The organism is Pedobacter duraquae (assembly GCF_004362245.1).
Lineage (GTDB): Bacteria > Bacteroidota > Bacteroidia > Sphingobacteriales > Sphingobacteriaceae > Pedobacter > Pedobacter duraquae.
In genome coordinates this window covers 382717-395441 of record NZ_SNWM01000003.1, presented here as the reverse complement: position 1 = coordinate 395441, position 12725 = coordinate 382717, and the positions used below count along the sequence as shown (strand labels likewise).

At 42.2% G+C, this 12725-nt stretch carries 14 protein-coding genes; 3 read left to right on the top strand and 11 right to left on the bottom strand.

All coding sequences use genetic code 11. The annotated features are described in order from the left end of the window. Positions 1–18 precede the first annotated feature (18 nt). A complete protein-coding gene (locus CLV32_RS13200; RefSeq protein WP_133556260.1) occupies positions 19–684 on the bottom strand; it encodes a porin family protein in 666 nt (221 codons plus the stop codon). A gap of 52 nt (positions 685–736) precedes the next feature. Here CLV32_RS13200 and gldB point away from each other — a divergent pair, with 52 nt between their 5' ends. Together gldB and CLV32_RS13190 are read left to right on the top strand one after the other, a co-directional pair. Further along, on the top strand, positions 737–1765 hold the full coding sequence (gldB, locus tag CLV32_RS13195; RefSeq protein WP_133556258.1) for a gliding motility lipoprotein GldB: 1029 nt from the start codon (positions 737–739) through the stop codon (positions 1763–1765). Between the two features lie 5 nt (positions 1766–1770). Further along, positions 1771–2568 (top strand): patatin-like phospholipase family protein, encoded by a 798-nt coding sequence (locus CLV32_RS13190; RefSeq protein ID WP_133556256.1) that lies wholly within the window; start codon positions 1771–1773, stop codon positions 2566–2568. Here CLV32_RS13190 and CLV32_RS13185 read toward each other — a convergent pair. The 7 genes from CLV32_RS13185 to CLV32_RS13155 form a co-directional block, all read right to left on the bottom strand. Further along, positions 2561–3274 (bottom strand): 2-phosphosulfolactate phosphatase, encoded by a 714-nt coding sequence (locus tag CLV32_RS13185; protein WP_133556254.1) that lies wholly within the window; start codon positions 3272–3274, stop codon positions 2561–2563. The two genes, CLV32_RS13190 and CLV32_RS13185, sit on opposite strands and share 8 nt — an antisense overlap. 10 nt (positions 3275–3284) lie before the next feature. Then, positions 3285–4364: a glycine cleavage system aminomethyltransferase GcvT gene (gene gcvT, locus CLV32_RS13180; protein WP_133556252.1), complete on the bottom strand. Its 1080-nt coding sequence runs from the start codon at positions 4362–4364 to the stop codon at positions 3285–3287. 36 nt (positions 4365–4400) lie between these two features. Next, positions 4401–5492, bottom strand: coding sequence for a glycosyltransferase family 4 protein (locus CLV32_RS13175; protein WP_243732313.1), 1092 nt, complete (start codon positions 5490–5492; stop codon positions 4401–4403). Between the two features lie 128 nt (positions 5493–5620). Further along, positions 5621–6232 carry a ribonuclease HII gene (locus tag CLV32_RS13170; protein ID WP_133556248.1) on the bottom strand — a complete coding sequence of 204 codons (612 nt, stop codon included), beginning with the start codon at positions 6230–6232 and terminating at the stop codon, positions 5621–5623. A gap of 48 nt (positions 6233–6280) precedes the next feature. After that, a complete protein-coding gene (locus tag CLV32_RS13165) occupies positions 6281–7429 on the bottom strand; it encodes an ABC transporter permease (protein WP_133556245.1) in 1149 nt (382 codons plus the stop codon). Beyond that, a complete protein-coding gene (locus CLV32_RS13160) occupies positions 7429–8565 on the bottom strand; it encodes a glycosyltransferase family 2 protein (RefSeq protein ID WP_133556243.1) in 1137 nt (378 codons plus the stop codon). Before CLV32_RS13160 ends, CLV32_RS13165 begins: the two co-directional genes overlap by 1 nt. After that, positions 8543–9520: a hypothetical protein gene (locus CLV32_RS13155; protein ID WP_243732312.1), complete on the bottom strand. Its 978-nt coding sequence runs from the start codon at positions 9518–9520 to the stop codon at positions 8543–8545. The genes CLV32_RS13160 and CLV32_RS13155 overlap by 23 nt, the downstream gene beginning before the upstream one ends. 43 nt (positions 9521–9563) lie before the next feature. Here CLV32_RS13155 and ruvC point away from each other — a divergent pair, with 43 nt between their 5' ends. Further along, complete coding sequence (gene ruvC / locus CLV32_RS13150) at positions 9564–10127, top strand: crossover junction endodeoxyribonuclease RuvC (RefSeq protein WP_133556239.1); 564 nt, start codon at positions 9564–9566, stop codon at positions 10125–10127. A gap of 1 nt (position 10128) precedes the next feature. Here the strand turns inward: ruvC and CLV32_RS13145 are convergent, their stop codons facing one another. From CLV32_RS13145 to CLV32_RS13135, 3 genes are all read right to left on the bottom strand, one after another. After that, positions 10129–10977, bottom strand: a complete 849-nt coding sequence (locus tag CLV32_RS13145; protein ID WP_243732311.1) for a DUF4349 domain-containing protein — start codon at positions 10975–10977, stop codon at positions 10129–10131. A gap of 127 nt (positions 10978–11104) precedes the next feature. After that, positions 11105–11320, bottom strand: coding sequence for a hypothetical protein (locus CLV32_RS13140; protein WP_133556237.1), 216 nt, complete (start codon positions 11318–11320; stop codon positions 11105–11107). A 59-nt stretch (positions 11321–11379) separates the two neighbouring features. Continuing rightward, complete coding sequence (locus tag CLV32_RS13135) at positions 11380–12153, bottom strand: 5'-nucleotidase, lipoprotein e(P4) family (protein ID WP_133556234.1); 774 nt, start codon at positions 12151–12153, stop codon at positions 11380–11382. Positions 12154–12725 lie beyond the last annotated feature (572 nt).

Genomic DNA, 12725 nt, shown 5'->3' with positions numbered 1-12725 from the left:
TTTTTTCTGTAAGCGGTATTAAAAGAATACACCAAAGTTTAAGCCAACATAATGACTCCTAACCGTTCTATTTTTGTCACTGCTAATATCGGTAAAACCATTGTTATAGGTTAAGCCTAGTGTAAGACTCGTATGGTTATCTATATTAAATTCCGTACCACCACCAAGAATTAGTCCGGCACGGTAAAAATTGGTGATTTTCTTGATATCAGCATTATCCGCTATAGTTTGCCCACCCAGGCTTACATCTTGCTTTGCACCAATGTTAAAGTCATTTGACAGACCAAATTGCCCGTAATACCGTTGCTCTCCCACCTTTCCGGTTTTCAGTTTCAGCGTTAACGGCACCTCGATATATTGAAGTTTGTATTTTAAGTTATAGGCCAAAATATTAGTATTACCTGCAGCATGGTAAGGCGCGGGATTTATTTCAGTGCTTTTACCATTGATGGTCGTAATGGTTAACCCCGTAGAAAAACTATAATTTTCGGCAAAGTCAAAATCACCGATCAGACCATAAGAGAATCCCAGGCTGAGACCATCGCCCTTACCGTTTTCCGGTTTCAGCCAACCAAAAGTAGGGTGTGCCGTTAAGCCCAGTCTGAAATTATAGAAAGGTGTCTGTTGTGCAAAAAGGGAACTGCTTAACAATGTGAAGAGGAGTACGATAAATAATTTTTTCATGATGCGTTTGTATTTTACAGGTTTGACGCCCGATTCATTATATTTGCTTTACATGAGGTATAACGTTAAACATCTCCAAATCTATCTATTTTTTCTATGTATAGGGGCTTTTTTTTCCTGTAAACAGGGCCAGCGACCCGATGTTAGCGGAATTAATGTCGATATCAAAATACAGCGCTTTGATCGGGATCTGCTTTCATTACGCGGTGAAGGCCTGGAGAAGGCCGACCAGGAGCTCAGCAAAAAATACACAAACTTCTATGCCGATTACACGCAACGAATTGTAGGTAATGGTAGATTTAGCGGACCACAGATCTTGTCCTTGTTATACAATGATCAGGCGTATACAGATCTTAACCATGATGCAGACAGCGTTTTCAAAAGCTTTGTTCCCATTGAGAACGATTTAAATCAAACTTTTAAATACATCAAATACTACTACCCAAAAATCAAGGTTCCCCGATTCATTTCCTTTATATCTGGTTTTGAAGTGCAGACCCCTATTGGAGATAATTATATGGGCATCGGCATGGATATGTTTCTTGGTAAAGACAGTCGCTTTTACAAGGCTATAGTAAAAAATGTACCAATGTATTTGTCGCGCAGGTTTACACCAGACTATGTGGTGCCCCGGTTAACAGAGACCTTCATCCGCGAGGACATGTTTCCTGAACGCGATGAAGACAATACCTTACTGGCAAAAATGATCCATAATGGAAAAGCCTTATATTTTATGGATCAGGTGCTTGCAGAAAATGTTCCTGACACTATAAAAATAGGGTACACCACCAAACAATTGGGTTGGTGCCAGGCTTATGAAGATAAAATCTGGGCCTACTTTATGGAAAATGAGTTACTCTTCAGTACCGACTATCAGAAGATTCAGGTATACCTTAGCGAGGGACCCTTCACGCCCGGATTGGGAGAGAAAAACCAGTCAGCACCTAAACTTGGCGTTTGGGTAGGCTGGCAGATTGTACGCAAATACATGCAGGAGAATCCCAAAGTAACACTGCAGGAGCTGATGCAGGATCATGATGCAGAGAAAATATTACGTGCATCAGGGTACAGACCAAAATAAAAATTATGAAGAAAATTGGTATCGTATTGTCCGGTGGCGGAATCAGGGGTATTGCCCATTTGGGGGTACTCAAAGCATTCATCAATGCCGGCATTAAATTCAGCCATATCAGTGGCACCAGTGCCGGTTCTATTGCCGGCGCATTTTATGCCGCAGGTATTGATCCTGAAGAAGGTCTTAATATCTTCATGAAAACGAAGTTACTGCGATTTGTCAGGCCTTCTATCGGCGGACTGGGCCTGATCAATATTGAACATACCTCAGAATTATTGAAGGACTATTTTCCTGAAGACACATTTGAAAGTCTGAAGATACCTTTAACGATAGCTGCGACAAACTTTAGCGAGGGCAGGCTGGTATATTTCACCAAAGGTCCGCTCATCAGAACCATACAGGCATCAAGCTGTATTCCTGGAATTTTCAGACCAATTATGATTGATAACCAGATGTATGTTGATGGCGGCATCCTCAATAATTTTCCCGTGGAGCCGCTGATAGGAAATTGTGATTTTATTATCGGCTCGTCCTGCAATCACTTAAAATCCGTAGATCAAATTACAAACATCACCACCCTGATGGGCCGTGCAGGCATCATGTCGATCAATAAAGACATGGAACAGAAATCATCATTATGTGATGTACTGATCGAACCCAAAGGTATGGGTGGGATCAGCACATTTGATATGAAAAAGGCAGAAACCATTTATTGGCTGGCCTACGAGGAAACATTAAAAGCCATAAAGAACAACGAAAAGCTGAAGGCGTTGCTGCCAGGCAAAAAGGCAATAAGCAAGCCTATTTAAGTGCTACAAGTGCATCTCCCCGAAGTACTGGAATAGCCTCACAGATATTTAACTGGAGACAGAATTTAACATCCTCTTCAATGTTCAATGCTGCCAGCCGATGGCTGTGTGATGATTTCTGCATATAAGCACGCAGATCATGCTGAGCAAGCTGATACAGGTCTTCTGCGAGCACTGAAGAGTCATCAAACTCAGTAAAAGCAGTACGAACCATCTGAACTACCGCTCCGGCAAAGAGTGTATCTTCCAGGTTCACCTGATCTTTCCATCCGGCACATAACAGCAAAACATCTCTATTTTCTGATTTTAACCAGGTGCTCAGCGCCTCAAGATTCAGGAACGAACCAATCACAACTTCAGCAGCACGTGCACGTGCCATATGTAATGCTTTCGTACCGTTAGTAGTTGTAAGGACTACAGTTTTACCGCCCACTTTTTCCTTAGTATAAGAAAAGGGTGAATTGCCAAAATCATATCCTGCTACCACTTCACCATTTCTTTCTGCTGCAAGCAGAAAACCATGATCCTTATAGTTCAGGCACTCTTCTACTTGTGCAACAGGAATAATCGCTGTGGCGCCGTTATCTATGCCGTAAACCATCGACGAGGTTGCCCTCAGGATATCAATTACAACAACAATACTATTTTCTATCGCATAGGTTTCCAGCAATGCCGGACTTAAGCATACTTCAATCTTTCTTTTCATTTTCCTTTACCTATTTAGTAAAAGGAAACTTAACAACTTTAGCTTTGATCTTTTGGTTACGAATTAAGATAAAGATCTCTGAACCTTCTTTAGCAAAGGCTTTCGTCACATAACCCATCCCGATTGCTTTCTGTAAAGTAGGGCTTTGTGTACCAGAAGTTACTCTTCCGATTACATTCCCATCAGCATCAACAATTTCATAATCATGACGTGCAATACCACGGTCAATCATTTCAAAACCGATTAGCTTATTTACAATGCCAGCTTCTTTCTGCGCCAATAAGGCTTCGCTGTTGGTAAAAGTCTTACTGAATTTGGTGATCCATCCCAATCCGGCTTCAATTGGTGAAGTCGTATCATCAATATCATTTCCATATAAGCAGAAACCCATTTCCAGTCTTAAGGTATCTCTGGCACCCAAACCTATAGGTTTTATATTTAATGCTTTCCCTGCTTCAAAAATTGCGTCCCAGATTTGATCAGCATGGTCATTGTCAAAATAAATCTCAAAACCGCCCGCACCTGTATAACCCGTAGCAGAAACCACTACGTTGTCTACGCCGGCAAAAGTTCCTTTTTTGAACGTGTAGTATTCCATTGACGCCAAATCAATATCAGTAAGACTTTGCAGTGCCTCAGCAGCTTTAGGACCCTGGATGGCAAGTAAAGATGTTTTGTCAGAAATGTTGTGCATTTCTACCGACTCCGTATTATATTTCTGAATCCAGTTCCAATCTTTATCGATGTTGGAGGCATTTACCACCAGCATATATGTTTTTTCGTCAATTTTATAAACCAGTAGGTCATCTACGATTCCACCATCTTCATTGGGCAGACATGAATACTGTACCTTACCATCATATAACTTAGCTGCATCATTGCTCGTTACCCGTTGGATCAGGTTTAAAGCATTTTCACCCTTCAGGATAAATTCACCCATATGGGAAACATCGAACACCCCAACGGCATTTCTAACTGCTGCATGTTCTGCGTTGATACCTTCGTATTGAACAGGCATGTTGTATCCTGCAAATGGTACCATCTTGGCACCTAATGAAATGTGTTTGTCGGTTAAGGCGGTGTTCTTCATACTGTTCTTTAAATTGGTGGCAAAAGTACACAATTTTTAGGCATTCAGTAATTCATTATAGACCTTAAACATTCTTTCTGCGATAAATGAAATATCGTAGTTTTTTTCAACGGACTTTCGTGCATTGCTTCCGATTTCTTTCCATTTAGTGGGGTGCGTAATGCACTGCAAAATGGATCTGTAAAATTCATCCGGCGTATCCGCGATCAGGATATCTTTACCATGTTCGCACTCAATTCCTTCAGCAGCCATCGTTGTGGCAATAATGCATTTGCCCATCGCCATGCCCTCAAGTATCTTAACACGCATACCGCTTCCAGAAAGGATCGGCACAATCATAATGGCTTTAGAATTCATAAATTCCATGGCATCCAATACCTCTCCTTCCACAACCAGATTCTCGGAGTCATAGTCAAAAAAGTGTCTTGGCATATTTTTTCCGGCGATATAGAACCTAAGTTCGCCGGTTAGCTTCTCAATATCCGGCCATACCTCATCAAGAAACCATTCAAGTCCCTCTTTATTTGGACGCCAATCCATTGCCCCAAGATGAAACAGTGTAGGAAAACTCACCTTGGTAGGATCAGCCACATAGTTTTTAAAATCGAGCGCAACGGGAAATACATCCAGGGCTGTTTCACAGCCAAAACGGAGGATGCTATGCCTGTCGGGCTCGCTGATGGCAAATACCTGGTGGAAACGGTTAATTTGTTCCGTTTCGTAGGCTTTCAGGCGCCGGGCCAGGAATTGCAGGTACCGACGACGCGGTGTAAACATCTCTGTATTTGCTAGTCGCTCCCACACATCAAAAACTATATTATGTGCCCTATAAATCAATTTGGCCTTACTGTTTGCCTTAACAATATCCAGGTATGGCACAACAAAAAGACCCTCAAACTGGATGATGTCAAATTCATTTTCCCGGAGCAGGTTCTCCAGAAGTTTACCGGCATCTTCATCAAAGTACCGAGAAACGTTATAAGATTGATTGGAAAAGATATTGAACAAGGCGCCCCAAACATTTACACCTGTGTCAAGCTCATGTGAATAAAACTGAATGCTATCAAAAACTGGGTCGTAAATATCTTCTATATCAACCCAATCTTTAGCTGTGTTGATACTGAACAAAGTTATCTCAGCCCCCAGACCGAGTAATCCCCTTATTGTATTATATACAACGATAGGATAACCGCTTTTCGGAGGAAAAGGCACCCGATATGTCAAAAATAAGGTTCTCAATACTGTGAAAATACGAATTATAGTTCGAAATTTTCAAAAAGGCTGGCCTGAGGGTGCGTAATTGCAAAAGTTTTACGATGGTATGGGGTTAAGCCCAGCTCGAGTGAGGTAGTTCTATGTGAAATTGTAGGATATCCCTTATTCTGATGCCACTCATATTGAGGATATTCAAGTCCAATCTGCTCCATATAAGCATCACGATGTGTTTTCGCAAGAATGGACGCTGCGGCAATGTTAAGGTATTTACCGTCACCCTTAATGATACAACTGTGCGGCACATCAGCGTAAGCTTTGAATCTGTTTCCATCAATCACCAGATATTGTGGAATTACCTGTAACTGGTCTATCGCGCGGTGCATAGCAAGGAAAGAGGCATTGAGGATATTGATCTGGTCGATCTCCAGGTTATCAACAACGCCTACCGCCCAGCAAATCGCCTCCTCTTCAATAACAGCGCGAAGGCCTACCCGTTGCTTATGTGTAAGTTTTTTGGAATCTGTTAACTCTGAAGAACTGAATTTCTTTGGCAGAATTACGGCGGCGGCAAATACAGGCCCCGCCAGGCAACCTCTACCCGCTTCGTCGCAGCCAGCCTCAATCAACTCTTCCTGAAAACAGTTCAATAACATGGCACAAATTTAAACAATGGCGGATGAATGAACGATAAGAATTTAATTTTATACCGTCACGTTTTGTGATTTCACATCGAAGGCATCGCGCAAGCCAATCGCCAGCAGATTGAAGGCATATACAGTAAGCATAATTGCCAATCCTGGGAGCATGGCCAGGTAGGCGGCATCCATGATGATATATCCATAATGCTCCTTAATCATCGTACCCCAGCTTGGCATTGGCGGCTGTGCGCCGAAACCCAGAAAACTCAAGCCCGTCTCGAGCAAGATGGCAGAAGCGAAATTTGCAGAGGCAACCACCAGTATTGGTCCCGCGATATTCGGTAGAATATGTCTGGCTATCGTGCGTGTAGTAGAATAGCCAAGTGCCCGAGCAGCTTCCACAAACTCTACTTCTTTAAGCGCCATTACCTGCCCGCGCACGAGCCTGGCAACATCTACCCAGGTAGATAAACCTACGGCGATAAAGATCTGCCAGAAGCCCTTACCTAAAGCAAAGGAGATTGCAATAACGAGCAACAGTGAAGGCAAAGACCAGATCACATTTATGAACCAGCTGATAACTGCATCAACCCGCCCACCATAAAAGCCAGCCATGGCGCCCAGGGTAATACCAATAAATAAAGAAATTAACACGGCCATTAATCCTACCGAAAGAGACACCCGGATACCAAGCACAAGTCGGCTGAACAGATCACGCCCGTAAATATCCGTTCCAAGCAAAAATTTCTGCCGGTAGATATAGTTCTCACGGAACTCGTTGTTATTTACATTACCATTTTCACCAATAGCACATGTTTTACAAAGTGCTGTGATACTAAAAAGCTGTTCTTCTGCAAGCTCATCATCGCCGATGTAAGGCTTTACGATTACTTTATCTCCATCAAAACGATAGGAGGTAATGGGAATGCTTTTTATATCGGCTTCCTGCCCATAAAGCATTTTATCAAAGAAATTAACCTTTTTAACTGCCGTATTCCTACTCACAACAAGAAATTCAAAAGATCTTCCCGGCTTTTTATTACTAAGCTGCAGGTGCATGGTATTCGCCATCGGCGTATCATCGGGAATGATCAGGTAACCTAAAATGCCCATCAACATCAGGAGTGCAATAAAAATCAGTCCGCCCAGGGCAAACTTGTTCCTTCGGAACTTGATCCAGATTTTCTTTGAGGGACTATTATCTGTCGCCATTATTTAACCATTCTTCCTTTCCAGCTGTATTTGCCAGAGTTTCCGGCAATTGCTATAAATATAATATAAATGATATGCACAATGCTCAGTAATGGAACAAGCCAAAGCAATTCGCTCCTTTTAGCAAAGCGGGTAACGCCAATCAGGAAAATAAATTCTACAGCAAGCTTTACGATCAATTGCAGGCCTGCTGTTCCCAATAGCACAGGATTAAAAATCCCCATGATCAGATTAAGCACAATGCTCACATTGAAAAGCCAGATGAGTGCCCCCAGAACAATGATCGATTTATTCTTATAGCGTGTACTTTTTGATGCCCAACGCTTACGCTGTTGAATAAAGTCACGCAAGGTAGGCTTCGCCTGAGTATATACTATGGCGTCTCTATTTTTCAGGAACCCGATCTTCCCCGGATATCTCGCCGCCATCTTATGCAGCAGCAACTCATCATCACCTGAAGCCAGATCGTCTATCCCTTTGAAACCACCAACTTCATAAAAGGCATCCCGCTCATAAGTAAGGTTAGCACCATTACAGGTTGAAGGGTTTTGGTTGCCGATGGTAGAGGCCCCTAAACCAATGAGGTAAAGGAACTCCAAAGACTGACCACGCTCAAATAGCGTACGTTCGCCGGTATAGGCTACCGGAGAAGATATCATTTTATAATCGCCCGCCTGGTAATACGCAACAATAGTTTTTAACCAGTTTCTGCCCATGCTACAATCGGCATCGGTTGTAATAATGAGTTTACCTTTTGCCTGTCCTATTGCAGTTTGTATCGCTTTCTTTTTATAAGAATTGAGTGCTTTTTGCTCATTCAGGGTAATCAGCTTTACGCCTCTGTCTGCATAAGAATTAATAATCGCGCCAGTGTTGTCTGTAGAATGGTCGTCGATAAAAATAATCTCCAGCAAACTGGAATCATAATCCTGTGCCAGGAGATCTTCTATCGTTGCAGAAATACGTTCTGCTTCATTCCGGGCAGCTACAATCACCGATACAGGGATCTGTGACTGTGTATTAGTATACTTGAAAGGGACCAGCCTATGCCATCCACGAATAAAAGAGCAGACAACTATTGCATAGAGCAATGTTAAAAATAGTGCGCTATAGCTAGCTACGCTTAATATTTCCAAAAAAGTTAAGTTTAAAAACGAAATAAGATCCTAATATAGCAGGAATAATAATATTAATAAGCCAGATACTCGCCGTGCAGGCAACAACTGACGCATTTTGGTGTGTGACAAAATTAAAGAAGAACAGTGCAGTCATGCTCCTGATTCCGATATCAAAGAGATCCAGCGAAGGCAGGGCAGACTGGATAAAGAAAAGGATGCAGACCATCATAATGATATCGGCGTAATGCAGGTCTGGAATCAGCCAGTAAAACATAATGAAATACTGAGTACTGAACACCATATACCTTGCCAGACAAAAACAAAGGATCCTGAATAGCTCAGCTTTGCGATACCTGCCGAGCACAGTATAAAACTTCTTGTATTTACGTGTAAAACGCATGGACAACAATAGCCCGTTGAGCCACCTGATATTAAAATAGAAAATCAACAGGAACAGGCAGAATGCAAGGGCTACAATACAAAGTACAAGAAAGAAGAGGAAGTCCAGGTGCTTGAACCTATAGATGAAAATGCAGATAGCAACGGCACCAAATACATTGGTTAGCACAAGTTGGCCGATATTGCCCACAGCCATCGCCACTACTCCGATAACACGTCGCTTTGGCGACAAGAAGAACACCCGGCCGCCATATTCGCCAAGCCTGTTAGGTGTAAAAACTGCCCAGGTAAGGCCGCAGAAAACAGATTCAATGGCACGCCATAAACTTAAGCACTCTACATCCCTGATCAGGCGCTGCCACTTGAGGGCCTCCAATCCCCAGTTTACAAACATCATTATAGACACTGTAGTCAGAATAACCACAATTTCCAATCGGGGTATAGTCCTGATTAACGCCAGAAACCCCTTAATATCCTGATTAGCTGTAAGCTTAATATAAATGAAATAGAAGGCAAATAACACGACCGCTATTTTGATGATGGCCGAGCATGCGCTTTTAAACTTAGGTGTCAATTTTTTTGCTTTTACTCTGTGCAAATATGCTTAATATTGTTCTATGTTGGTTGAAAAAAAGGAAAGGGTGATTATGGGTATCGATCCGGGTACAGCAGTAATGGGGTACGGATTGATCCTGGAACGGGGAAGTAAAATTGAACTGATCAGCATGGGGGTTGTTAGAATGGAGCATCTGGACGACCATTTCCTGAAGCTACAACGTATTTTTGAAAAAACTGTCGGACTTATTGATCAATATAAGCCAGATGTGTTAGCCTTGGAAGCTCCTTTTTATGGCAAAAACATCCAAGTGATGCTCAAGTTGGGCAGAGCGCAGGGTGTAGCTATGGCTGCGGCACTATCCAGAAACATACCTGTGACAGAGTATGCACCTCGGAAGATCAAACAATCAATAACCGGAAATGGAAACGCTGGAAAGGAGCAGGTGGCAGCAATGCTGCAACGCCTGCTCGCTTTTAAGGAAACTCCGGAATTCCTGGATGCTACCGACGGACTCGCCGTAGCCGTATGTCATTCTTTCCAACGTGTTAGCAGTTCAGCTTCCGGGAAATCATATTCTGGTTGGGAAGCTTTTGCCAAAGACAATCAGAAGCGACTGAAATAGCTTACTTCTGTAATGCCTTTTTGGTTAACTGTCTGTACAGGAAATAACCGGCAATACCCAGTAAAATCCATACCCACAAATTAGCAAGCAGCAATATAAATTCCATAAAGATGCTCCAGCCATTTGCGATGTTCAACGTCATGCGGCTCCAGAAAGCCGGGCGGAAGTCAGACAGTTCGTCATTTTCAACAACAGACCTGCTCACGGTATTATCCTGATAAAAGCTTAAAGTAATGGTACTGTATTTTACAGCCTTATCGATGTACATGTTATGAATACGGCTGTCTACAGCAGCATCTTTGATATCCTGCGTAGTCGCAATGTCCTTACTCTTTTTTGCTGCGTTTGCATTCATCTGCCCTACTGCCGCTGCTTTATTTTGATTCTTGAGGTTATTAGATAGATATTGCAAACTCTGGTCATCGAGCTTCAAGGACTGCCTGTCAACGAATGCAGCAAGCTTTACTACCTTATCAGTAAACTCATCCAGTTGTGCAGAAGGAACCTGGGCGACTACTGTTCCTTCGCGAGTGTAAGATGTCAGCTGAAGTAAAGAATCTGCAGAATATTTAACTTTTTCTTCCCTGCGCACTACACTTTCCACGTTAAATTCCATCAACGTTCCACCTTCAGCACGTATGGCAGCACTAAGCTTTTCTTTAGTGGATTGAACATCCTTCACGCGAAAGCGCATGTCGGCAGTTTTTACAATTTTTGATGCTGCTGTATCAGCTGAGGTAACGGCAATTTCATTAGCGCTAACATCTGCGCTATCCATTTTTGATTCTTTATTCGAATTACAGGCAATGATGCTGACTGCGGCAAATGCACATAACAATAACTTTTTCATAGTGGTTGATATTAGGGTTTCCCCTTAATACAAGATTGGCGATAAGGTAACCTTATGAAAGTAATAGGCAAAAAAAATCCCCACTAACCATTAGGCTGTGGGGATATATGAGAAATGCGGTAAAGGATTAAGCTCCTAAGATCTTGAATACAGCTTTACAGCAAAGAAATGCACCGATAAACAGGATAACCCATGAAACGATAGATAAAGTAATCGAGTCAAATGCAAAGCGCAGATAAACACCCAGTATACTTACGACGATACCGACAACCAATAATTTATATATCCCTGTCTCATTAGCATTTTGCATGCTTTGTGTATTGTGAGTTGGTTTTTGATCCATGTTGTTTTTAAATTTACAGCACAAAAATAATATTTATTCGCTATAAAAGGTGATAATCCTTAATAACTTTTTAGTCCTTTTGCCCTTAATACCGATTTTTCCTGTTCGCTGAGCTTTCCCTCCGGATAAAACTGCTTTTCCCAGTCGCCATACATCGGATTCGGGAGCACAATATAGTGCGTTCCAAACTGTTGCTGGGCTTTATTTACCTGCTCCATGGTGTTCTTCCCTTCACGGTAAAACACATTAGAAAAATCGCTCAGGTTATCGCCGCAAAGCAGCAGGATATTGTATTTCTCAGAAACTTTCTGCCTTCTTGGCTCCTTGTCGGATGTACTGCTTTTTAGGATCAGGTGATCACGATCCGCATATGGAAAACCGAGATTTTTGAGGTTGCTCAGAGTTCCTTCATACTCCTCATCTCCCCTGTTGGTGATATAAAAAGTTTCCACCTGCTGTGTTGCGGCATATTTCAGAAACCCCAATGCTCCGGGTACGGTATCCGCCACTCCCTTGCTCGTCCACTTCACCCAGTCAGCCTGATTATAACTCATGTCTCTTTTAAGTTCGTAGCCCTGGTAAGGAGAATTATCGAGCACAGTCTCATCAACATCGACAACCACACAATTCTTTTTATCCTGCGGTACGTATTGCATTTTAATTGCTAAGGAAAGTCTTGCGAAGTTATACGCCTGAAAAGCAAGCGCGCGGTACTCACCTGATCGCTGCTGCCATAATACCGCCGTGGTGTAATCGCGGGCGCCCGAGTTGGTTTGTGCCACCAGCGTGGCAGAGCTAAGCATTAAGAGTATGCCTGAAATAAAATGTTTCATATTGTGTAATTATCCTTCAAATTAACGGAAAACCTTCGGCAAAGGTACAAATGTTTAAAAAACGTTGCAGAGCAGCTATTCAAATATACTAGGTAGCTTAACCTAAATTTATTAGGTACTTTTAATTGTCAGCTATTAACATTAAGGACGAGGAATCAGGGCAACCATCAGCCATCAAGCTATCAGCAGATACGTGTAATTTCTGAAGCAATCCTATAACCTCATTTTTTCGATTTTAATCGAACAAGGTACGAATCAGGTAGGCTATCCGAAGGGCATCAATTGGCTAATTCCTGTAGGGTCAGTGCAACTCTTTTTCGGCTCTTTTTTGGCACACTTACTTTACCACTTCGAAGCCGGCCGGGGCTGGGAACACACAATATTTTAAGGTTGTTACTTAACAGTAAATCCTAATTTTTTATAGGATAAAATGCCAGCCTTTTCCGTCTCAATTCCAATGCGTATCGTGCTTCAACACGCTTTAAAATAAACGCTCAGGCATATCGTAACATACCAAACCTAAAAAATGTTATTTTATACAACAAAAAAAGCTCCTGTTCGCAATGAACAGG